Here is a 21,288-nt window from a genome sequence, read left to right as displayed (position 1 = left end):
CTGTTCGTCCCGCCCCGGTCCCGTCGCTCCGCCCTCGCCATCCATCTGCATCGTCTGTGCGCCATGRCACAATGGAAAGCCGTCGCTGGCCTCGCAGCGTGAGCCCGTCACCCGGTTGAGTTCGCTTCAATGGTCCGCGGTTAACGTGATGGTGTGGACGGCGCCCGCTGCGGCATCTGGCTCGAATGGAGCTGTGCCAGGATGGTTGTCGTTGAGCAACCCATCTGAAGGAGCGCCGTCCATGACGAAGTCTATCAGCGGTTTGTCGGAAGTCACGGTGGTTGGTCTCGATCTGGCCAAGCACGTGTTTCAGGTCCACGGCATCGATGCTTGCGGGCACGTGATCGTGGCCAAGCCGATCAAACGTGGCAAGCTTCTGGAGTTTTTCGCAGCCTTGCGACCCTGCCTCGTCGGCCTCGAGGCCTGTGGGTCGGCTCATCACTGGGCCCGCGAGATCGGCAAGCTGGGCCATGATGYCCGGCTGATGCCGCCGGCCTATGTCAAACCCTATGTGCGTCGACAGAAGAACGATGCTGCAGACGCGGCTGCGATCTGCGAAGCCGTGACGCGGCCTTCGATGCGGTTTGTTCCGGTTCGCTCAGTGGAGAACCAAGGGGTGCTGATGCACCACAAGGTTCGTGAGCTCCTGGTATCGCAGCGAACGCAGATGCTGAACGCGGTGCGCGGACATCTGGCGGAGATAGGCATCATCGCCGCGCAAGGCCCCAACAAGACCCGTGAACTGGCAGAGCTGATTGCGGCGGGTGATGAAGCCATTCCCTCTCTCGTCCGCGCGGCGCTGATGCCGTTGGTGCGCCAACTCGAACGCCTCGATGCCGAGATCGACCGCACGGATCACACTATCATGGTCCTGGCGCAGGCTGACCCCGTCGCACGCCGCCTGACGAGCATACCCGGCATTGGCCCCGTGACGGCCTCCGCCATCGCTGCCAGTGTTCAGGATATCGCCGGCTTCGCGGGCCCACGCGAGTTCGCGGCCTGGCTTGGCTTGACGCCGCGCCAGAACTCTTCCGGAGGAAAGGAACGGCTGGGACGCGTGTCGAAGATGGGCAATCGCTACTTGCGCAAGCTGCTCGTCGTCGGCGCGCATGCGGTGCTGTATCATCGCAAGTGCCATGCCGACGCACTCAGGCTCTGGGCCTGCAAGCTGATGCAGACCAAGCCCTTCAAGCTCGTGGCCGTCGCGCTCGCCAACAAACTCGCGCGCATTGCCTTCGCGCTCATGCGCAGCCAGTCCCTATACGCAAGAACCCAACCTAACCCGGCATAACGACAACTGCCGGGCGATCGACAACCAATCGAGGGTGACGATGAGGTGATGCGAGATATGGCGGAACCATCCCCAAGCCCGCGGCGCTGTCTGCGCATCAAGAGCGCGATAACGTGATTACGGCCAAGGATGACGCGGACAACATCAGGGCCAGCGCTTAGAAAAGTGCACCAAAAGGCCGAAGACATGACCGCTCCCACGATCCTCGCCGCGCCAAAGAAATCCCCTTGATCAAAGGGCGCCGTCCAGACATGACAACGCCGGTCAGGGCGCGCTTGCGCCGGTTGAAGCGCTGAAGCAGCAAGGGCGCGAAGTAGACGACCCAGCGGTGGATCGTGGAATGGTCGATGCTGATGCCGCGCTCGGCCATCATCTCCTTCAGGTCGCGCAGGCTCAGGCCGTAGGCCAGATACCAGCGAACACACAGCAGGATCACCGATCGGTCGAAATGACGGCCCTTGAACATCTGAAGTCCTCCTGCCAACGGCTGGAAGGTGATGCCCTAACCTCCGTAACTGAAGAGTTTGCAACAGAACCGGCCCGCTGACGCTAGCTAGGATGGCGCGGGCGCTTGATGAGGTGAGGTCGCGGCGGTCGCCCATCTGCTGCACCCCAGCCTCTCCGCGAGGGAAAGCCTTCGCCTCGTCGTTGCCGCCACGGGCGGACCGGAGATCAACGCAGCCAGGCGCGTCTTTCGGAGGGGCAAGGCATGATCCTGTCCATGCTTGACCAGGATCTCGGCGATGGGACTTCGTCGTGAGCGCCATTCAGTCCCATTGGGTCTCGTCGCAGGAGTGCTTAGGAACGAGCGTCCGCCCCGGCGAAGCGATATCAATCAAGCCTGAACGCCGGCCATACGCATCTGGCTTGGCGCCACACCTGTCCATTGCTTGAACGCATGCGAGAACGCGCTGACCTCTTGGAACCCCAATAGCCAGGCGACCTTGGAGACATGGTGGTCGCGATCGTTGAGATAGCGCACGGCTAGGTCGCGCCGCAGCTGCTGGAGGATTTCCGAGAAGCTCAGGCCCTCCTCGGCGAGCCTCCGCGCCAGTGTTCGTTCGCTTAATCCAAGCTGGCGGGCGATGACCTCGGCGCGAACCTTGCCATGAGGCAGCAGCGGCGCAATCGCATTCTCGACGCTCACCCGCAGAGGGCTGGCATTGGTTGTGCGGGACGACAACGCCGCCTCGCAATAATCCAGCAGGAGATCATTGAGGTAAGGGTCGGCATTAATGAGAGGGCGCTCGCGCGCGTCAGCGTGCAAAACGATGGCATCGGTCTCGGCGCCGAACTCCACCTTCGTTCCGGCAAACCGCGACATCGCAGAGGTATCGCCCGATCGGTGATGCGCGATCGAGACGTGTTGAGGGACGAGGTTTGCGCCTATCAGGATGCGGCAGATCCGGATTGCTCCAAAAATGCAGAACTCGGCCTGGTGCCGATCGGAATGCCGAGGAAGTCCGGCATAGTTCAGAGTGATGGTGAACTCACTTGCCTCGGCAACGCTGAAGACCAATGCTTCATTGGTGATCGAGCTATACCGGGCAATTCGTTGCAGTGCTGCGCCAAGCGTTTGCGACGACGCCATGACATAAAACAGCAACCCGAGAGCTCGGGGCTCGAACTCCTGCGCCAGGGTGAAGCCCAGGCAGTCATCTCCCAGCGCGGTCCCGGCCCGCTCCAGGAATGCGACCTGACGCCGGGCAGGCACTCTTTGATCGCCATCGGCGAGCATGTCCTCGGTCAGACCGACGTCGTTCAGGAGAGGCGCAACCGGTATGCCGGCGCAGGCAAGACGCTTTATGGCAAGGCGCGAGATACCCGCTAGCGTCGTTGGGAGGGAGGTCAGATCGTGTGGCAAAGCCGCCGAACTCCCATTTCCATGTTCGGGGCCAAACCCACTCAGGCTGGAGCGAGCAAAGAATTGGCCGAAAATAACAAGCCGCCGACGCTGAGGCCACGCATTTCGCGGAGGTCCGCCTTAAAGCGCGCGGCAGACATGCGGAGAGAGAAGCTTGAAGAGGTCGATATCGCGCGTTTGATAGTCACCCGCTTCCGCGGGGCGATCCGACATTGTTAGTGGATCGACTGGCGCGACGCCATCGCGGTTCGTGGAGTTGGGCCAAATTGCGCAGCCGACGCGCCCACGGACGATCCTCTACGTCCTGCTCGTTGCACCATCTGATGCCGTGCGGCTAGCGCGGCTCTGGCGGCTGTTTTTGATTTTCGGATCCGGCGGATCCTGTGCAACATCCTCACGGACAAGGAGCGCGGTCAAGGATCGAGGAACACACTGACATGAGCGGTTTTCCTGACTGGCAACTGGTCTGGCACCAGTTCAGGGGCATGACATCGGGCGACGTTCCGATCTGGATGAGCGCGCCGGGTCACTGGATGGATGCGCCGTTTGTGATCACGCCTGTGACCTATCCTGACGGGAGTGTGTCTCGGCATTTTGCGGCTCGCGACAATGCCAACCACCGCGTCATTACCAATGTCGCCGAAACCCCCGAAGAGGCGAAGCAGATTGTCGCGCGATACATTGCCGAAATCCGTGACGGGCATGTCTGGGACGGCGTCGATGTCAGCCCCGACGAGCTTCGTAAGAGAGTGGCGCGCAACGAGAGGGCCAAGGACTGACGATTCACCAGGGCGGGATTGAGGCCCAGCCGGCACCCATCCCACGCCCGGCCGCAGAAGGGCTGGCCTCGCGCATGTCTGGGGCAAGTCAGCACGCGACGTGGGGGCAGTAGGCCGCCCGTTGTTGGGGATGGCCCTAGCGCTCCAGCGAGCAATGCGCAGGGACGTAGGCCGTCTTCAGCCGGCGGGGCTTCAGGCCTTCTTGGAAACCGAGTGCTGCGGCAAATGCGTGGCCGCTATCCGACAGCCGCCGTAGTTGGCGTGGTGACGGTGATGCTTGTACCAGCCGCGGTGATGGCCGCGATTCCAGCCATAATGGCGGCGGAGGCCATAGCGATACATGGCGTGATGCGACTGGCCATGATGCCAGCCATGCGGCTTGGCGTGCGCCTCGACGCTGGTGCCAACCGCTCCGTAGTCCGCCTCCGACATTGTCTCGGGAACAGTGTCGACATCGCGATCTTCGCCTCGGCTCCTCAACCCATGGTGTTGAGTTGCGAGATGTCGGCGTCGTGAACTGACCAGCGCCGCCTGATACCGTAACCTGCCAGTCACGTTTTGTTGGGGCGCTCACCTATGAGGTTCCGCTTCGGTCATACACAGCAAGGGGGGCGCGCAGCTGACAAGTTCGGATCTTCAGGGCCTAAAGGACTTGATCAATGATGCGGCTCATCAGAAGGCGGCCCTCCAATCGGATTACCGGGCAGCGCTCAGAAGCCGCAAGTCGGCCTGGAGGAAGTTATGCCGGCGCGAACAACCCCCGCTCAGATGGTTCCCGAAGTCATCAATCCCAAAGCTCCGCTGGGCCTTTGAAGAGACGGAGATCGAAGCCAGGAAAGTGCTGTCTGCGCTCTCTGCCAGCGAAATCGGGATTGAGATCGAACTCGATGAGGATGCCTGGAGCACTTGGGTCGAAGTGGAGTACTCCCATGCTGCCTTGGCTCGCTCCGACTATCTCTGGGACGTAGCCTCGTCGAGCGAGGACGAACGGGCCAAGGAGAGACCCACTTCTTCGTCGGCCGTCACACGATACCAGGTTCGGCTGCATCCCATCTTGGATGGAATTATCTCAGGCTCTCCTGGGGTCCGCCTCGAGAACGCAAACGGAGACAATCTCGATATCTTCGGCGGCTTCGTCCTGATGCGCTCAAAAGGCGCCAGCGATTACGCCGTGATCGATTTCCGTGACGTCTTTGTCGAAGCGACAGATGTCCCGTTCATCGAAAGTGAAGCCGTTCCCGCGGACGCGCAGGTGATCGACCATGTATCGGCCGATTCCAGCAAGGATCGATCACCCGATGGACGGCTCAACGACCAGCTTCCGATCGCCAAATATGGCCAGATCACCATCACCAGCGGAAAGGGGCTCCATGAGGTATTTTTGGCAAGCAACTGCGAAGCGGCATTTCGGTTTGCCGATGCGCTCGCGGCTTTCAAATCGGCCCTGATCCGTCAGGCCGCTAATTCACAACCCGGCGACGCTCCGCCGCCTGCGATGCGATCTACACCCGCCCCGGAGTTCGAGAAACCCCTGCCAGAACTCCAACGGGTCAGCGGCGCTTATGAACTCATCCTCATTCCTGTCGCGCTCGCTGTCGCACCCATTTTGGCGTCTTCGTGGCGCCAACAGCCTCCGACCTCGCCCCCGATCATCGCCGCCCTCCGCTCGAACCCGGCGGAAGCGCGCATAGCCGGCCTCCCCTCAACCCAAATCTCGGTCGCGCCAGTGAGGCCTGTCGCTACGGCTCCACAGGTCGGAGCCCTCTCGACGAATCAAGCTCAGCCACGTGAGCGGCTCGTTCTCCTCCAGCATGCCAACGTCCGATCAGGACCTGTGCGATCCTCTGCATCCCTGCGGGTCGCGCCGAAAGGAGCGATCGTCAGCGTTTTCAGACGAGACGGAAGATGGATAGAGGTCGGGGATGAGCAGCCTTGGGGCTGGGTGAACACGGTTCTCCTGAAAAAGCCGTGACCGCGCAAATTACCTTCTCGGGGGCCTCACCGTCGTAAGCTTGTGAGTTTGAGTATTGCGATACCGCGTCGGCAGCCTGTTACACCTGCCGCCTCATTCCCGCCCCCGACCTGAAGGCCGTCCAGGGTGCCAGTCCGGACGGTCGTCTCGCAGCACGAGCCGGCAGCTACGATTCCTGATGTGCGAGTCGTTACGTTCCCGGCATTCGAGCCTGAAGTGTCTTTGAAACGTTCGATCGAGGCAGAAGTCGCACGATATTCGACGGCCGCGCATCCCGTTCAGTGAGGGCCACCGCATCAAGCAGAAGTTCGATGGCGCGGCACAGCCGCTCGTCTTCGAGACTATCGTTATCAAGGGCGAGGAACGCCTCAACCAAGAAGGCTCGGCATTTACGGTAATCGCTCATGGCGAGCATGCTGATGCCAACAGATTAACGCTCGACAAAATGATTGAGAGCAATTCGATCCACTGGGACGGCTCACTTGCACCCCACCATCTCCGCCAGCTCGCATATTCGCATCTCGACGGCGCCATGGGGGCGTCGGAGGAGGTGGCTGCCGCTTGTGGCTGATGTGCAGGACGCAGGCGAAGCGGGAAGATCCGGCGGGGCGAGCGCAGCTATCGGCCTTTCTGTCGGCAGGTAGCAGCTGATCTGTCGAAGCGCCTTCCTCACTCCGCATTTCCTCAAGAGCCGATACCTCAACAATCGGATCGAACGGGATCATCGGCGCATCAAGCGCCGCATCCGTTCCATTGCTCGGCTTGGTGGGGAGCGCCGAGGCGATCCTGTCCGGCATCGAGGTGGTCCACATGATGCGCAAAAGACCGGCGAGATTTGCCTACAAGCCGGGCCCGTCAATTGCCGAGCAATTCGAAACGCTCGCTGCCTGGTCTGGGCCCACGGGCGCCGCTCTTCCCGTCCAATTTCCGGAATTGCGACCGAGCCGGTGGAGGCCGGCCTCAAAGCGATGCGCGCTCATGACGCCATCGAGACCGCGCCGCCAGGCTGGTGCAGGGCGCTCGATGAGGTCACGGCCGCGACCGTCGCGCACATGATGACCGACGGTATTTCCGCGACGAAAAGCCTTAGCCTCTTCATCGCCGCCACGCGCGGCCCTGAGATCAACGCAGCCAAATGTTTCTTCCGACGGAGCCAGGCACGAATTAGCGTTGGCTAATCTTGTCCTTACTTGACGAAACTGCCTTTCGTGAGCACCATGGGGCATTGCGCCACCTCCCCTGAGACGCTTCGACGGCAGGAGCCCTCCAAGGCTTCCCGATAACCCAGCTCTCCCATGGGTTACGTTTCCGGCTGGGKAACCCCCGTAGAGGCTCCGCAACGGCCTCTACGGGGTTTTTTCACACTGGTGTGCAATTAATCTGGCGCAGGATGCCATCTCGGCAGTATCATAACGATCGGACCGATCTCGCGGCAGCGAAGCTGGCCGGCGACGCAGCCGAAGGCGAACTCGCCGCCTGTCATGCCTGCGAAGAGGATGTAGGCCCGCTCCATCATGTCGAGGAACGGTATCCCACACAGCCATCTCGACGATCCGCCACTTGCCCTTGATCATGCCGGGGCCGCCAGAAGCTTGGGCAGGCGGATCAGGTTGTAAACGGCCCGCGCCAGAGTGAACGCGGCATCGACCTTGGGGCGGCCGCGCACCTTCGCCTTGGCCAGTCCCGCCGAGCTTTTGATCCAGCGGCGTCGGGAAGGGCAGCGGCGATTCGAACGCGCGCAGGCGGCCCCTGCATTTAACGGAAGCTTGAGAAGCCGCTTCCGCTCAGTGCGTTCTGGTGCGGTATGGTATTCAGGGCGCCTCTTCAGCGTCTAATCCGTCAGAAAATCGCCTCTGTCCGCAGGCCTAATGCCATCGCTCCGGCATAGCTAGCCTGAGGACCGGCCTGTAGAGGGTGAAAGCGTGCGCCCTGTATGTCGCGAAAGCGGCGTTCGAGTCCTCTCACACGATAGAACGATGCACCGCCCGCTAGCTCCATGGCCAGGTCGACGGTTGCGATCGCATGCCGGGCGACAAGATTGCGCCCTATCATGACTTCATTCACCGTCTCGGCGGACGGGGCGTTGCGCGCGACCGTGTCAAGCGTCCAACGGTGCGCCAGCTGCGCGGCGCGCAATTCGGTGTCCATGCGGCCAGCGAGGGATAGGTCCGGTGCTGGCTTCTCTTTCGCGATCTCGACGGCGAGATCGCGGGCGCTTTCTGCAACTCCGAGATAGACGGCGTAGATCAGCGGGAAGGCAATCGTTGCGATCGTCTGGAAGACCGGATGCCACTCGCCGGCCTTGCGCGAGAAGGCGACGTTCGCGTCGGGAATGAAGAGGTTGTCGATCACGACGTCGTTCGAGGCAGTGCCGCGCATCCCAAGCGTGCGCCAAGTGTTCTCAATGCTTACAGCAGCGGAGTTCATCGGCGCGCCGAAATGAATGACAGAGCGACTGCCATCTTCCCCCTCGTGAATCGCGCCGGTCATTAGAATGTCGCCGGCCTCGGCGCCGGAGGTGAAGACCTTCCGGGCCGTGATCCGGTAGCCGTCGGCGACCTTCACAGCCTTCCCCGAGCCGCCGATCCAGTCCGAGCCGCCTGACGAGAGAAGGATAATTTTCTCATTCGCGACCCTCTTCAAGAGAGGCTCGACGGCGGCCACCTTCTAGTGACGCCAGCGCCAGGCAGGTATGGCGACCTGATGCGTGTTCATGGAAAAGGCGAGTGCGGTGGAACCGCACGCACGCGCGAGCACGCGCAGCATCTCGGCGAGCTCGGATATTTCGGCGCCGCGGCCGCCGAGTTCCCGAGGGACGCCTGCTTCCACCAGACCAGCCTCCTTCAGCAGGGTGTAGTTCTCGCCGACAAAACTGTCGTTCTGGTCGACTTCGGCCGCGCGTTCGGCGAGCTTCCGCGAAAGATGGTGCGCGGTTTCCACGATACCGTCGGCGCAAACGCCGGAGTTTTCGATAGCTGAGATGGCTTGAACTTTCGAAGCGACGTTCGTCGGCATGGCGTCCTCCGTTCCTGTGACGCTGAAGGATCGGAGTTGAAGCCGTGAGGGTCCAGTTCAGCAACTGTACTGGTGTCGCTTTTGGGATGAAGCTGCTTTGGTACCATTCGCCAGGAGAACAGCGGGGTTCGAAATGGACGAGCGCGGCGGCTATGGCCAATTCTGCCCGGTGTCGATGGCGTCGGAGATCCTGTGCAGTCGCTGGACGACATTGGTGGTGCGCGAACTCCTTTACGGCTGCACCCGGTTCAATGACCTACGGCGCGGCGTGCCGAGAATGTCGCCGGCGCTGCTGTCCAACAGCTGGAGATCGACGGCAATCCGACGCTTGCCAGCTCGATGCAACAATGGCTCGGCCTTAGCGCCTTCGCCCACGAACCAAGGCGGGTACAGTGATCGCCAGGAGTGCCTCTCCGGATAGCACCAGTGGACCAACCCGCTCTCGCGTGAGGGCGTTGCAACCGAGGATTGTGGGGTCGTTTCCCCCTGATCTTTGGAGAGCCACATGCCCGGGCTTGCCGCCCGTCCGCAGCGCCAGCGGATGATGGACGGGATGACCATCCGCGGGTTCGGTGAGCACAGCGCGACGACGTTCGGCAGGTCTACGAGTTCGCCATGTTTCTCGGCGCTCTCCAACCGGGCCGGGCCAGAAGATCTGCGGCGCTACCAACTTCCCCTCGTGGGGTGCGAGAGCTATGCCCGGATGGACCCGGCCTGCATGGTGCTGCTTCTTTGGGGCATAGAATTCATTCCCGAAAATGTGGGCGGGCGAAGCGTACGGACGGCACGAGGGGCAAGCACTGACATGGCGCGCAAGCTGCAAATCCAGCCCTCCAAAACCAAGGCTGCACATATCGATGGTGCTCAGTTCCAGTTCGGGCTGAATGAGGTCGATTTGAGCCCGGAGCGGTTCGCGGGACTGTTCTGCGGCGGCCGGATCAAGCGTGTGCACGAGTGGCTGAATGATGAGTTGCCTGTGCCGCCGTGGGTGCCGGCGCTGCTCGCTGCGATGGTCTGGCCGGAAGCGCGGACTCGAGCGATTGCGACTGCCGAGCATCTCATCGCGGCCGGTTCGGCGGATGGAACGAGCGGGGAGCCAGGAGAGTGATTCTTCGACTGACCTTGGCAATGGCGTTGGTCGCCGCTCCAGCACTCGCCGAACCAAGGCGCTCCGCGGTGGAGCAATGCGCTGCATGTCATGGCGACGACGGCATCGCACGGGATAGCGAAGTCCCTCACTTGGCCGGGCAGAATGAACGCTACCTCTTCAATCAGATAATGGCGTTCCGGTCGGGAAAGCGTCAGCACAAGGAGATGCGCTATATGGCGCGTGCGATGACGACAGCCGAAATCGCTGCGCTCTCTGCCTATTATGCGGCGCTCCCGACACGATAGAAATGTCCTGTTATCGACGCATTGCGCCGAAGATCCTGCCTTGTCTGCCAGCGATTACGCCTTTCGCAAAGCTAGGGCGTTGGTTGGCCCAGCCGTTCCGCGCAAGTTTCCTTGTCTGTGTCCGGATCGTGCGTGACCTCCGCGCCAACCCAACAGCGCGCCGCGGGTGTCGCGGTAATGATGCTAAAACAATAAGACATCCGTCAGGGTATATGCGAACCGGCATTCCATTCGGCTGACCGTTTCGCGTTGCATCTGCCCAGTAGCACGCCGATCTGCTAACAGCGATTCTAGTGCAGAATTGCCCACCACCGGTCTACTTATCCGGTGGAATTGAACTCTTTGATCAGCTTTGCCTTGGGGGGTAGATGCGCAGCTTTCTGATATTAATTTGGTGCGTCCTTGCCACCTGGGGAATATCTGGCGCCCGTGCACAGGGGCAAGGAGAAAGCCCTCCACCACAGGCCAAGGAATTGTTGCGCCTGCTCGATGAGCCGAGCGTGCGACGCTGGATCCAGCAATCCGGCGAGGCCAGTCCAGCCGCACTGCCCACAGCAATAGCAACTCCCGAGCCGCCCCTGTCCAGCCGACTTGCGACACGGCTCACCGGCGTACGCAACCATATCGGTTCCATCGCCGCCGCAGTCCCTCAGTTGCCGACGCAACTCGCGCGGGCCGCCGGCTTATTGAAAAATGAGCTGGCAACGACAAGCGCTGCCCGGCTTGCTCTGATGATTTCGACCTTTCTCACTCTCGGTGTCGGTTCCGAGCAATTGTATCGCCGCATGAGCGCCCGCTACCGCGCCTTGCTAGAGAGGAAACCCGTCCTTTCCGTTGAGGAACGATTCCGCACCGCGGGATTGCGCCTGGCCACCCTGGTTGCCGGAATCGCAATCTTCGCTGCAGGCAGCCTCGGCGCGTTCCTGCTGTTCGCATGGCCACCGATCCTGAAGCAGATCATGCTCGCCCTTCTCGTGGCCGTGCTCGTCACGCGGGCTACTCGGTCTTTGCTGGATTTCGCTTTGTTTCCACCGCGGAACACGCACGGCGCCTGGTCGGATCATCAGATAGTTCCAGTTAAGCCGAAGGACGCCATCTACTGGCGGCGGCGCATTGGCTTGTTTGTCAGCTACTTCGCATTTGGGTGGTCGATTGTTGGCATTCTGATCGATCTGGGCTTTCCTCGAGATTTCCGTTTCGCGGCAGCTTATCTCCTCGGACTTGGCCTTCTGACAATTGGTCTGGAAGCCATTTGGAACAGACCGGAAGGCGATAGCAGCTCCACGGCTGGATCCGGCAGAATTGCGAAGAGCGTCGCCATGTCAGCTTATGCTGTGGTCTTGTGGCTTCTCTGGGTTTCCGGCCTTCTGGGCATGTTCTGGATTGCCGTTTTCGTGCTTCTGCTGCCCAAAGCCATCTCCATTGGAAGGAACGCAGTCAGTCACCTCCTGAGGCCGACCGAGACCGGTGGGCTGGTGCCGATCAGGCACAATATCCTTGAGGTGTGCCTTGAGCGCGGGGTGCGGCTGATCATTCTCAGCGCCGCTACGCTTTGGCTCGCTCATATTTGGCAGGTTGACCTGGTCGGTCTTACGAGCCAGGACGGCCTGCCGATGCGCCTGCTGCGCGGTGCGCTGGCAAGCGTCGTCATTCTTCTCCTGGCCGATTTTCTATGGCAAATCGTCAAGGTTTCCGTGGACGGCGCCCTCGCTGATCCAACGGAGAGCATCATTTCCGGTTCCGACGAGGCCATCCGTCGGGCGCGACTTCGCACGCTGCTGCCCATCTTCCGCAATATCCTGCTTGTGGTTATCGCGGTGATGGCGAGCTTGACGGCGCTTGCTGCGCTCGGGCTCGAAATCGGCCCCCTGATCGCTGGAGCCGGCGTCTTGGGCGTCGCCATTGGTTTTGGCGCTCAATCCCTGGTCAAAGACATTATCAGCGGCATGTTCTACCTACTCGACGATGCATTTCGCGTCGGCGAATACATCCAAAGCGGCAGCTTCAGGGGAACAGTGGAGTCATTCTCACTCCGTTCGGTCCGCTTGCGCCATCACCGTGGTCCAGTGTTCACCGTTCCGTTTGGACAACTCGGCGCGGTTCAGAACATGAGCCGAGACTGGGTCATCGACAAGTTCATGATCAATGTCACTTACGATAGCGATCTGGAAAAGGCGCGGAAAATCTCCAAAAAAATCGGTCAGGAGCTTGCCGAAGATCCCGACTTAGCGCCTGACATTATCGAGCCGATGAAGATGCAGGGGGTCGAGCAGTTCGGCGATTATGCCATCCAGCTTCGTTTCAAGATGACGACCCGGCCAGGCCAACAAGCGGTCGTGCGTCGCAAAGCGCTTCTGCGCCTCAAGACGGCGTTTGACCAGGCTGGTATCAAGTTCGCCCATCCGACGGTCCATGTTGAAGGTCGCGACGAAGAAGCAGCTGCTGCCGCCCAGCAGATTCTAACCGCTCAAAAGGTCGAAGCGGCAAAGGTCGAAGCGGCAAGTGCGGCTGGTAGATAGCGCTCGACTAATTTCGGCTGAGGCAAAAGAGTGTTGCGACGCGGGCAGCCGGGTGTGAAGCATGCGCCGTCAGGCATCGGGGGCCGGTCATTACGGCTGGCCGCATGTCGCTCAAGGTAGGGGAGGGGTGGTTGGTGCGAGCCTACGGATGAGGGGGGCGCGCTGGACGCTTAATGTCAATGCTGGTCTCGACGCACTCGCCGGCCTTTTTCCCGAGCGCCTGGCTCCGCTCCATCACCTCCCCGCGGCCGCCGGCGGCAGCCCGTTCCGTGGCGGGGCGGTCACGGACCTCCCTCGCGGTCCCGTCGCTTACGAAATCGGCTTCTTTACTCCCAGCCTCGGCCCAACCAGGATTGCATCCGCCGGACGTTCGTTACGGCGTTCGCATCAGTGAGGTTTTGCGATGGGCGTGTTTTCGACCGCGGCCGGTGACCTGAATTTTGACAACCAGCCGGAGCGCGATCTGGCGGCACTTGAGGGCAGGCTCGTTGTGATCCGGCATCAGGGGATCGACGACATGGTGGCCGGCCGGCTTATCGGCACGCCTCAGCCCGGCTTTGCCCTGCACTGCTGACCGAGAGTGGCGCAATCAGCGTCCCGGGCTGGAGGTCGGTGCACCAGGTCACCTCCACGGGTCACGCGAACCAATAAGCGGAGGCGATGCCGGCAAGCCTGCGCGGCGCATTAACCAGGGCGAACCCAGCCGGATGCTCAGGCCATACGAAACCAGCGCTCGAGGGTCGGAATAGCGATCCAACTCCCGATCGCTGATGTCTGCCAGCTTTTGCGCCACGATATCAGTTCTCGGCCGCACCGCGTCTTGCACGGGCAAGGGAAAAATTGGGGAACAGGGCTGAGGACAATAAAACGCCGCCGCCGATAGCAAAGCCGAAGGCGGCAATAAACATTAGGCCAGGCTTCGGCCCATCGGCCACAGCGAGGAATGTTACCAAGGCGCACCCTAACAACACGGAGCTTATCAAGAAGCAAGCCAGGCGCCATGCCTTCGACATAGGCTTCGGTGTATCCGGGTCGTTGTAAATGATCGGGCCGTCCAGGTCGTCGAAGCGCGGGGCGGGGACTTTCATAGGCCGGGACCATGTGTGACAGGCGCTCGCGAATCCATATTAACCGCAGCCAAGTTCTTGGCATYAACCGCCAAGTTCTATTTCGAAGCACGTGAGGGGTCCATATCGCGCAGGGGCAGCACAAAGTACCCGCTTGGGGGACCGTCCCGCAGGGCCCGGCACGCAGCCACGCGAAAGTCGGCTTTAAGCGGGCCGCACTTGACCCTGCCGCTCAAAAACTGCCGTGCACCCTTGCCGCCCCATGCCGATTTACCACTTCTTAACCACGGCGGGCGCCATTCTGAGGCGTCCGTTAGAGCCGGGGGGCTTGGAAAGGACCGTAACCATGCGAGCGCTCGATGCTGTTCAAGCCGTCGTGGATCAGTTCGTTGGCCTGTCAGTTGCCTTTGTCGAACGCCAGCTGATCCTGGCAACGCTGCGGGAAACCGGCGGCAACCGCACCCATGCAGCCTCACTACTCGGCATTTCCATCCGCACGTTGCGCAACAAACTTACGTTGTACGCAGCGGACGGCTACAATGTACCAGAACCTGTACATCCAGCGACACAATGAGCGCGCGATGTCCCTTGCCTCGCCGCATGGCATTGCCGCAGCAAACCTCGTCTCCTCCGCAACCATGGCCGGCCTCCTGCGCTGCCTGGTGCAGAAAGGCGTTTTGCAAGCCGCCGACATAAGGGAGATCTACGAAATCGCGCTTCTCCTTCTTGAACAGCAGCAAGGCGCTGTGCCGGACGCAGAAGTAACCTTTAAAGCCGCCCGATCCGCAATTGAACGGAACCTGGCATAGCCAGTCAGGCCAAGCAGAGCCTCGCTAATGACTATCGGCCGATGTTCACGACGCTACACAGGCCTCCAAGGCCTAAAAAAACGATTGGCGCACAAGCAAGTCGTCCCCTCGGTCCTGCTATCGGCTGTCGCAGCGCCATGGCATCGGCGGCAATGACGGCTCCTGACGTTGCTTGCGCAGTGCCTCGACCTTCACAGGCTTCGGTGCCTTCGCCGCTGCCGGCCTTTGCGGCTTCGGCTCGCGGGCCGTTCGCGGCGGCTTCAACTCACGCGCCTGTGCCGTCAGCCTCAAAGCCTCGTCCTCGTTGACGCTCCGCCATCGGTCTGAGAGCGAGAACACGTTGACGAAGCGCGGCCCCACCGCGATGTCAATCAGGCCGAGACGATCGAGCAGCGTCAGACTTGGCGACAGCGTCTGCCGTCCGAAGCGGTGGTCCAGCCTGAAGGTATCGTAAGACAGCGCCACGCTGGTGCCGCTCCCGATTTCCGTCTCGATGACAGCGAGCAACCGCCGCGCAGCCTTGGTCAGCACCCAATAGGCCGGTGACACCACGTGTTCAATCATGGCCAGCCTCCCCGGAAGTATGACCCGCTGATTAATCCACAGTGCGCCGCTGGCGGTCAACGATCCGGTCCGAGCCGAAACAATGATCACCGTTGGATCGATTACATCGTCATTTTTCTTCGCGTTTGGTTTTTCCTGAAATAAACGCCTGCGTTAATCGCGGATCTAGCCCGTGGCTTGGTAGAAATGCAACGCTCATTTCGCGTCTGAATTGCAATCGAGCGGGCGCGATCGATAACAATGGTGTCGTCATTGTCGGATGGGGCCATCTGAAGGGAAGGATCGGCATTATTCAACATGTAGCCACGTCCCCAGACAGTTCCGATGTAGTTGGTTCTGCCTGATATGGCCGCAATCTTCTGTCTCACCTTGCAGATAAATACGTCGACGATCTTGAGCGCAGGTTCGTCCATCCCACCATAGAGGTGGTTGAGGATCATTTCCTTTGACAGAGCGAAGCCACGGCGGCTCGCCAGGAACGCAACGAGTTCATATTCCTTGCCGGTCAAACGAACGGGCTTCCCGGCCACGTCAACCGTTTTCGAATCCAGATCGATGCAGAGATCTCCGACCCGGACGGTGCGGTTCTCCGTACCGTTACAGCGACGCACCAAAGTCCGAAGGCGGGCAAGAAATTCGTTTCGGTGGAATGGCTTTGTCACGTAGTCATCCGCCCCTGCAATCAGGGAACGGACCTTCTGTTGAATCTCGTTGATGCCCGAGAGGATCATCAGCGGCGTTGCAATGGAAGTTGCTCGGAGTTTCGTGAGCACCTCCATGCCAGGCATGTCGGGCAAGCCGAGATCCAGAACGATCAGGTCAAACCGCGCCGACTGAGCGAGGGCAAGGCCATCGGCTCCGCAGGCTGACTTGGTGACCTCGAAGTTCTCCAGCGTGAGAAACATCTCGATGCTCTGCGCGATCGATGCGTCGTCCTCAATCAATAARACGCGCATAACAAACTCCGATTCGCAGCGGATATCTTCACAACGTTGGCTGAAGCATGGTTAATAATTCCATATTTTTACGCTGGTCGGTCTTATAATAGGCTTCCCCCGACCGCGGGGAAGACCACCAACTTCATCGCAAGGGTTACGATCGGCCATATCGTCAGCGAGAGTTCTTCGATCGCCATCAAGACATGATCTTTCGCTGGAATTCTTGCGCCGGCCGGGGCCGAAGCGCTTGGTAGATGGCCCCGCGTCGGGGTCGATCTGCTTGTGCGGCTGGGGCGTACAGGGCGTCATCCTGCCGATGTCGACTGCTTTCCCGATGGCGGCAACGAGGGGAAGGGCGCGCAGAACGTGAGGACCTCCGATTTGATGACCCGGATCCGAGAGGTGGAAGCGAGCCTCCGCTCTGAGCCGAAAGCGTTCAGCCGTCCCGGCAATGCCCCGAGTTAAGTTCAGTTGAGAGCACGTCGTTGGCTACATCGAAACGCACGCTGAATAGTTGCGCCTGGATGGGTTGCCCTTGCCCATGCGGCGTTGCTCGAAGCGTGGCCGTCTCAACGCTAGCGGCCGCATGGGCAAGGGGCCCCATTGACGGGGGCGCGGGCTGGCCGACGGTGGCGGGGCGCGTGCGAGCATGGGCAGGCATCGCACCCCGCTGTCACCTCGACCGGCTAGTGACGGGAACTGGGCCTGCGCAAGAAGGCCGGCGCCCGCCCCATTGCGATGGGCCGGATCGTCAGACCGGCCCCCCAGCCTCCGACGATCCGACCCGTTTGCTCACACTTACGGAGTGTCCAGACTAGGCGCCCGTTCGGATCGGCGCGCGTTGATATGGATCAATTTCGGGCATCGATGCCCGAGTGCCCAAGCTGGTGCAGGCCCTCGATGTAATGACGGCAGCGACCGTCGCGCATAGTATGACCGACGGTATTTCCGCGACGAAAAGCTTTAGCTTGGTCATTGCCGCCACGAGTGGCCCGGAGATCAACGCAGCCAAACGCTTCTTCCGACGGATCGAGGCATGAAAGAGCTTTGGCTAATCTTGTCTTCGTTTGACCAGCCTACCTTTCGTGAGCACCATGGGGCATTGCACGACCTTGCCCTGAGTCGATTCGACGGCAGGGGCGGGGGTAGCGGATAAGCCGATACTGATCCAAAGCTCCCCGGCATCGCCCCCCAGCTCTAGCCGGGCGCAGAAGACCCCGTAGCGCCATCCGCAATCTGGCATCTACGCGGTTTTTCCGACCGGATGAATGATGACTGCTAATTCCAAGCTCGGCTGCTGCAACGCGGCGACCGACTCACTGACTGCTGGTGTCGTTCTCTAAACGCGCACACCGTCTGGTTCAGCGCCGGCCAGGAGACCTCTTGCGCAACCAGATACACTTGGAACGAGCGGACATCCTCAAGCCCGGGCCGGTTCGGGGGGGGCGAAATGACGCCGAACTGTCGCGATCGGGATGGCCTATGTTTGCTGCACTGCAGCATGTTCTTGACATTAATGCTGCAGCGCACAATACGATAACCAGTCCCCGGTGGTTATCTCTTTCACACGAGCTTGGGGCGACACGTCGGGCCGTTCCGGCCCTTCACTAAAGCGCCACCAAAGGTGCACAGGAGAAGACCATGATCCAGAAGTTCGAGACCCTTCAGAAGGCTTCCAAAGAGAACGTCGACGCAGCCCTGAAGGCCTTCGGCGCCACCTCCAAGGGCGTGCAGACCATTGCCGTGGAGGCCATCGACTATGCCAAGAAGTCCTTCGAGGCTGGCACCGCCGTGATCGAGAAGCTCGCTGGCGTGAAGACCTTCGACAAGGCTCTCGAGATCCAGGCCGAGTACGTCAAGACCTCATTCGAGGGCGCGGTCGCCCAACTTACAAAGATGGGCGAGCTCTACGCCGCTCTCGCCAAGGACGCCTACAAGCCGGTCGAGGGCATCGTCGCGAAGGCCGCTCCGGCYGCCGCCGCTGTGGTCGCTGCCGCTACGAAGCAGGCCGCCTGATTTCGGCCAGCCGCCGTAAGGCGGCCGCGCTCCCAGTGAATAGAGTTACGTAGGAAGCCCGGCTGCGGCAGGCTCTATGGAAACCGATTGGAGGCTTCGGTTTGACCGGAGCCTCTTTTCATTTTGCGCATCCATCACCTTCGGGTCGACAGCGCCGGCGCACGAAGTTCGTCGTCGAGAAAGCCGTMTTGGAGATCGAGGTCGACGATGCCAACGCTGGGGCCCGGCGTCCTCCTCTTCGTCCTCCTCTTCATCGAAGTCCGCATCGATGTCGATGCCCGGCGAGTTCAGCTCGGCGACGACCCAGCTCTCGTTCATGCTCAATCGCGTGTCGCCGCGGCCCCTGCCGAAACGCACCCTGCGGTGATGGCCGTGCCGCCAGCTCACCCGCATCGGCTTGACGACGAGCGGCAGTTTCTTGTCCTTCATGGTCCACGGCCTTCGCTCAAGTAAGGTCACATGTCGCCGTTCCCGAGCCGTTCGGGGGGTGTTCTTCCGGCCCGGAAACGTGTTTCCAATTTCCGGAAGTTTTGTTCGCAATTCTCCCGCCTGACAGCTCCATCTGGGCGCGACGCTCCCCACGCCGCGAAGAGCATCTGCAGTCAGGTGGTGGTCTCAGACATGGGGCCTGACGTGCATCGTCATGTTGCGGTGCCCGGACTTGGCGGTGTTCATCTCTTCCCTGACGCGGGCGAGCGCCCTGGCCAGCGGCGAGCGTGCTTCTTCCGATCCCATTGCGCCGGCCGCAGGGCCAGGGCCTTGGCCTCGCCTTCGCTGAAATGGACGATCACCTGGAGCGGGGCATGCGTTCTTGGGTGCGTGAGCGTGTCAGACATGACGGCCCACCTCGGCGGCGACGCGCCTCACCTTGCCGTCCTCGAAGCCGGGATCGATGCGTAGTAGGTAGCTGCCGAAGGCTGTCGCCTTGACGGTGTGCAAGGCTTCGGTGGAACTACCTTCGGACACCGTGCTGTTCTCGACGGCCGGCGTCCAGAACCAGAGCCTCGGTGGATCATTGGCGATCTCAGTGAGCTTGCGTTCGGCCTCGGCCCGCTTAGGTCACCGGCGAGCCAGACCAGAACGAAGGCGTCGAAAGCGACGCTGAGCAGGCGGCCCTTTCTACGCATGGAAACGGGCCTCGGACGCGATGCGGAACAGCCTATTCCCGCCGTCCTTTAGGCCAATGTCGCCGCTCAGGCCAGGTTGTAGCGTCGTGGCCTCACCTTCGGCGAAATCTCGCCCGATCTACAGCGATCCCAGCGGATTTGCCGCTTAGCAGCTTCGCTGGCTCCTTGGTGTCCGCACCTCTGGCCGAGTACGGGCACACTCGATGATGGCCACGGGATGAGCCGGTTGCTGACCGAGGAAGAATGGCAAGCAACGTTCGGCATGGGGGAACGGTGCCCACTCTGGGCGCGCGGCTTAGTCCAAATTGTAGTTGCCATCCCGCGCGGCAAAGTCAGCCTCACAGAGCGCCTTCGCTTCAGCGACCGACTGCCTGTGGCCAATCGTCAGCTCATAATGGTCATTGCTGCAAAAGGTGACCCTGTAGAAACAGTCGGTCGCTGCTTCGATGATGTAGCGCTGGGTTTCGTCGCGGTAGCCAACCGTGCCGTTGCTGCGGGCAATCATGGCCCAGATCAAGCTGGTGGTGCTGTTAGTGCTCATCGTCGGCTCTTTTCGCAGCGGTGTGGTTGCACCCCCATGCCAGACCAGCCAACGGTGTCATGCTGAACCGCGCCAAAATATTGCTAAATCACGCCAGCGCAAAGTAGCCATGCTTGACGTTGCCTATGGCCACATCCGACGCTCCCCGGTGACCTCCCCAGGGTCGGCCGGGTGAGGAGACCCCGTAGAGCCAATCTCCAGCTGGTTTTTCCACCTATGACACGTGGCAAGCGGAACGGTCTGGGAGAGGATGAGCTTTACCCCGATTTATCTGGATCTTCGACCTCTGTATTCGTCTTTTCCTTAGTCACATTGACTTGCACGGTCATGCCGAGGGCATCCGAGGCGAGGCCGGAGTAGCTTCCCGTGAGTGGAATCGCCTGGCGAGGGTCCCGGGCAACGGCGACCCGGACAAGATCCCGATTGCCGACGATGCCGTTGGTTGGATCGAACTCCACCCATCCGGCTCCGGGGAGATAGACTTGGCACCAAGCATGGGTAGAGCCGCCCCCGAGCGTGGTCGAGGTGTCGCGGCTGGGAACGTAAATGTATCCCGTGACAAAACGAGCCGCGAAGCCAAGGGAACGCACCGCCTCCATCATGAACAATGCAAAATCGCGGCAGGTGCCGCGACGTAGGCGTAGCGTGATAAGCGGCGGCTGGGTTCCGGCCTCCAGACGACGCGAATAGGCAAAGCTTTCGTGGATTGCATAGCATAGCGTCATCAACAGCTTCCCGGTGTCAGTCCGCCGGCCAACGTTGACGAATTGCTGGGCCCATCGCCCGACTTCGTCATCGTCGTCGAGGTAGTGACGATCGGTCGTACCAGCCAGATCCGCTGTTTCGTCCGAACTATAGGCGAAGGGATACGTCAGCGCCTCCTCATCCATCTGGAAATCGGGCGTTGCCTGCGGCGTGTGGTCGAGCTGAATCCGGGTTTCGAAGCACAACTCCGAAGCGGGACGAGAAATCCGAACGAGCGCGACGCAATTGCCAAAGACATCGTGAATCCAGCGGATAGTGCTGGGCTCCGGATCAATCACCAGGGTCGCCCTGAGTAGCCTCTGGTCATAACTGTCCCGGGGGCGAAACATCAGTCGGTGCTCACCGAACCCCACCGGTTTTGCATAGTGATAGTTTGTGATGTGCCTGACGGAGAATATGGTCATATCGATCGCTTTCGGCCCGGCAAATTGGACTTGCTTGGCCTCTGTGAACACCCGAGCCAATCCGGCGGGAAAGATAGACCAGCTGCACGCTAGGCGAGAGCGTTTTGGAGAATGTGCCGACCTAAATCACGGCCTGCGGATCGAGAGTTTGCAAGCGCCGCATCGCTTAGGTCGCTACCACCTCTTCGGTGATGACCTCGAAGCGTTGGAGAATGTGCGGGC

Annotated in this window: 21 protein-coding genes and 6 pseudogenes; 14 read left to right on the top strand and 13 right to left on the bottom strand. The window is 60.9% G+C overall.

Features of this window, described 5'->3' with window-relative positions; translation table 11 throughout:
• Together AC1DRP_RS28970 and AC1DRP_RS28965 are read left to right on the top strand one after the other, a co-directional pair.
• A pseudogene (locus AC1DRP_RS28970) lies at window positions 1-102 on the top strand (IS6 family transposase); the annotation flags it as partial.
• Window positions 103-262: 160 nt separating this feature from the next.
• Window positions 263-1,291, top strand: coding sequence for an IS110 family RNA-guided transposase (locus AC1DRP_RS28965; protein ID WP_476770279.1), 1,029 nt, complete (start codon window positions 263-265; stop codon window positions 1,289-1,291).
• A gap of 262 nt (window positions 1,292-1,553) precedes the next feature.
• On the opposite strand, the pseudogene AC1DRP_RS28960 reads toward AC1DRP_RS28965, so the two are convergent.
• Together AC1DRP_RS28960 and AC1DRP_RS28955 are read right to left on the bottom strand one after the other, a co-directional pair.
• A pseudogene (locus AC1DRP_RS28960) lies at window positions 1,554-1,757 on the bottom strand (IS6 family transposase); the annotation flags it as partial.
• A 369-nt stretch (window positions 1,758-2,126) separates the two neighbouring features.
• Entirely contained in the window at window positions 2,127-3,155 is a 1,029-nt protein-coding gene (locus AC1DRP_RS28955; RefSeq protein WP_476770277.1) for an AraC family transcriptional regulator, read from the bottom strand.
• A gap of 437 nt (window positions 3,156-3,592) precedes the next feature.
• Here AC1DRP_RS28955 and AC1DRP_RS28950 point away from each other — a divergent pair, with 437 nt between their 5' ends.
• Entirely contained in the window at window positions 3,593-3,934 is a 342-nt protein-coding gene (locus AC1DRP_RS28950; RefSeq protein WP_441508762.1) for a hypothetical protein, read from the top strand.
• A gap of 192 nt (window positions 3,935-4,126) precedes the next feature.
• Here AC1DRP_RS28950 and AC1DRP_RS28945 read toward each other — a convergent pair whose 3' ends face one another.
• Window positions 4,127-4,366, bottom strand: coding sequence for a hypothetical protein (locus tag AC1DRP_RS28945; RefSeq protein ID WP_441508763.1), 240 nt, complete (start codon window positions 4,364-4,366; stop codon window positions 4,127-4,129).
• Window positions 4,367-4,586: 220 nt separating this feature from the next.
• Between AC1DRP_RS28945 and AC1DRP_RS28940 the strand changes: the two genes are divergently transcribed.
• On the top strand, window positions 4,587-5,906 hold the full coding sequence (locus AC1DRP_RS28940; RefSeq protein WP_476770276.1) for an SH3 domain-containing protein: 1,320 nt from the start codon (window positions 4,587-4,589) through the stop codon (window positions 5,904-5,906).
• A gap of 190 nt (window positions 5,907-6,096) precedes the next feature.
• On the opposite strand, the gene AC1DRP_RS28935 is transcribed toward AC1DRP_RS28940, so the two are convergent.
• Window positions 6,097-6,312, bottom strand: a complete 216-nt coding sequence (locus AC1DRP_RS28935) for a hypothetical protein (RefSeq protein ID WP_441508765.1) — start codon at window positions 6,310-6,312, stop codon at window positions 6,097-6,099.
• 280 nt (window positions 6,313-6,592) lie between these two features.
• Between AC1DRP_RS28935 and AC1DRP_RS28930 the strand changes: the two are divergent.
• A pseudogene (locus AC1DRP_RS28930) lies at window positions 6,593-6,794 on the top strand (DDE-type integrase/transposase/recombinase); the annotation flags it as partial.
• A gap of 682 nt (window positions 6,795-7,476) precedes the next feature.
• Here AC1DRP_RS28930 and AC1DRP_RS28925 read toward each other — a convergent pair.
• Both AC1DRP_RS28925 and AC1DRP_RS28920 read right to left on the bottom strand, forming a co-directional pair.
• A pseudogene (locus AC1DRP_RS28925) lies at window positions 7,477-7,611 on the bottom strand (IS5/IS1182 family transposase); the annotation flags it as partial.
• 134 nt (window positions 7,612-7,745) lie between these two features.
• Window positions 7,746-8,921, bottom strand: a pseudogene (locus AC1DRP_RS28920) (acyl-CoA dehydrogenase family protein).
• Between the two features lie 133 nt (window positions 8,922-9,054).
• Here AC1DRP_RS28920 and AC1DRP_RS28915 point away from each other — a divergent pair.
• The 5 genes from AC1DRP_RS28915 to AC1DRP_RS28895 all read left to right on the top strand — a co-directional run bounded on the left by AC1DRP_RS28915 (window position 9,055) and on the right by AC1DRP_RS28895 (window position 13,409).
• On the top strand, window positions 9,055-9,342 hold the full coding sequence (locus AC1DRP_RS28915) for a winged helix-turn-helix transcriptional regulator (protein ID WP_476770275.1): 288 nt from the start codon (window positions 9,055-9,057) through the stop codon (window positions 9,340-9,342).
• Window positions 9,343-9,426: 84 nt separating this feature from the next.
• On the top strand, window positions 9,427-10,029 hold the full coding sequence (locus AC1DRP_RS28910; protein WP_476770274.1) for a hypothetical protein: 603 nt from the start codon (window positions 9,427-9,429) through the stop codon (window positions 10,027-10,029).
• A 20-nt stretch (window positions 10,030-10,049) separates the two neighbouring features.
• Window positions 10,050-10,316, top strand: coding sequence for a c-type cytochrome (locus AC1DRP_RS28905; RefSeq protein WP_476770278.1), 267 nt, complete (start codon window positions 10,050-10,052; stop codon window positions 10,314-10,316).
• A gap of 368 nt (window positions 10,317-10,684) precedes the next feature.
• The gene (locus AC1DRP_RS28900) at window positions 10,685-12,835 is read left to right on the top strand and encodes a mechanosensitive ion channel family protein (protein WP_476770273.1); all 2,151 of its coding nucleotides are present in this window, start codon (window positions 10,685-10,687) and stop codon (window positions 12,833-12,835) included.
• 403 nt (window positions 12,836-13,238) lie between these two features.
• Complete coding sequence (locus tag AC1DRP_RS28895) at window positions 13,239-13,409, top strand: hypothetical protein (protein WP_476770272.1); 171 nt, start codon at window positions 13,239-13,241, stop codon at window positions 13,407-13,409.
• 223 nt (window positions 13,410-13,632) lie between these two features.
• Here AC1DRP_RS28895 and AC1DRP_RS28890 read toward each other — a convergent pair whose 3' ends face one another.
• On the bottom strand, window positions 13,633-13,923 hold the full coding sequence (locus tag AC1DRP_RS28890; protein ID WP_476770271.1) for a hypothetical protein: 291 nt from the start codon (window positions 13,921-13,923) through the stop codon (window positions 13,633-13,635).
• 325 nt (window positions 13,924-14,248) lie between these two features.
• Here AC1DRP_RS28890 and AC1DRP_RS28885 point away from each other — a divergent pair, with 325 nt between their 5' ends.
• Window positions 14,249-14,476 (top strand): helix-turn-helix domain-containing protein, encoded by a 228-nt coding sequence (locus AC1DRP_RS28885; protein WP_441508772.1) that lies wholly within the window; start codon window positions 14,249-14,251, stop codon window positions 14,474-14,476.
• The gene (locus AC1DRP_RS28880) at window positions 14,442-14,711 is read left to right on the top strand and encodes a hypothetical protein (protein ID WP_441508773.1); all 270 of its coding nucleotides are present in this window, start codon (window positions 14,442-14,444) and stop codon (window positions 14,709-14,711) included. The genes AC1DRP_RS28885 and AC1DRP_RS28880 overlap by 35 nt, the downstream gene beginning before the upstream one ends.
• A gap of 117 nt (window positions 14,712-14,828) precedes the next feature.
• On the opposite strand, the gene AC1DRP_RS28875 is transcribed toward AC1DRP_RS28880, so the two are convergent.
• On the bottom strand, window positions 14,829-15,335 hold the full coding sequence (locus tag AC1DRP_RS28875; RefSeq protein ID WP_476770270.1) for a hypothetical protein: 507 nt from the start codon (window positions 15,333-15,335) through the stop codon (window positions 14,829-14,831).
• 209 nt (window positions 15,336-15,544) lie between these two features.
• Window positions 15,545-16,231 (bottom strand): annotated as a pseudogene (locus AC1DRP_RS28870) (response regulator transcription factor); the annotation flags it as partial.
• An 857-nt stretch (window positions 16,232-17,088) separates the two neighbouring features.
• Between AC1DRP_RS28870 and AC1DRP_RS28865 the strand changes: the two are divergent.
• Window positions 17,089-17,253, top strand: coding sequence for a hypothetical protein (locus AC1DRP_RS28865; RefSeq protein WP_476770269.1), 165 nt, complete (start codon window positions 17,089-17,091; stop codon window positions 17,251-17,253).
• A 601-nt stretch (window positions 17,254-17,854) separates the two neighbouring features.
• Window positions 17,855-18,229, top strand: a complete 375-nt coding sequence (locus AC1DRP_RS28860) for a phasin family protein (RefSeq protein WP_476770268.1) — start codon at window positions 17,855-17,857, stop codon at window positions 18,227-18,229.
• 45 nt (window positions 18,230-18,274) lie between these two features.
• Here the strand turns inward: AC1DRP_RS28860 and AC1DRP_RS28855 are convergent, their stop codons facing one another.
• From AC1DRP_RS28855 to AC1DRP_RS28840, 4 genes are all read right to left on the bottom strand, one after another.
• Window positions 18,275-18,658 carry a hypothetical protein gene (locus AC1DRP_RS28855; RefSeq protein WP_476770267.1) on the bottom strand — a complete coding sequence of 128 codons (384 nt, stop codon included), beginning with the start codon at window positions 18,656-18,658 and terminating at the stop codon, window positions 18,275-18,277.
• 399 nt (window positions 18,659-19,057) lie between these two features.
• Entirely contained in the window at window positions 19,058-19,195 is a 138-nt protein-coding gene (locus AC1DRP_RS28850) for a hypothetical protein (protein ID WP_476770266.1), read from the bottom strand.
• 456 nt (window positions 19,196-19,651) lie between these two features.
• Window positions 19,652-19,897 carry a hypothetical protein gene (locus AC1DRP_RS28845; RefSeq protein WP_476770265.1) on the bottom strand — a complete coding sequence of 82 codons (246 nt, stop codon included), beginning with the start codon at window positions 19,895-19,897 and terminating at the stop codon, window positions 19,652-19,654.
• A 257-nt stretch (window positions 19,898-20,154) separates the two neighbouring features.
• Window positions 20,155-21,066, bottom strand: coding sequence for a transglutaminase family protein (locus AC1DRP_RS28840; protein WP_441508783.1), 912 nt, complete (start codon window positions 21,064-21,066; stop codon window positions 20,155-20,157).
• Window positions 21,067-21,288: the final 222 nt, after the last annotated feature.

It is taken from the genome of Allobosea sp. 01N443 (genome assembly GCF_056399325.1).
The sequence above is the reverse complement of the archived record's forward strand: the minus strand, read 5'-3'. Positions and strand labels throughout refer to the sequence as shown.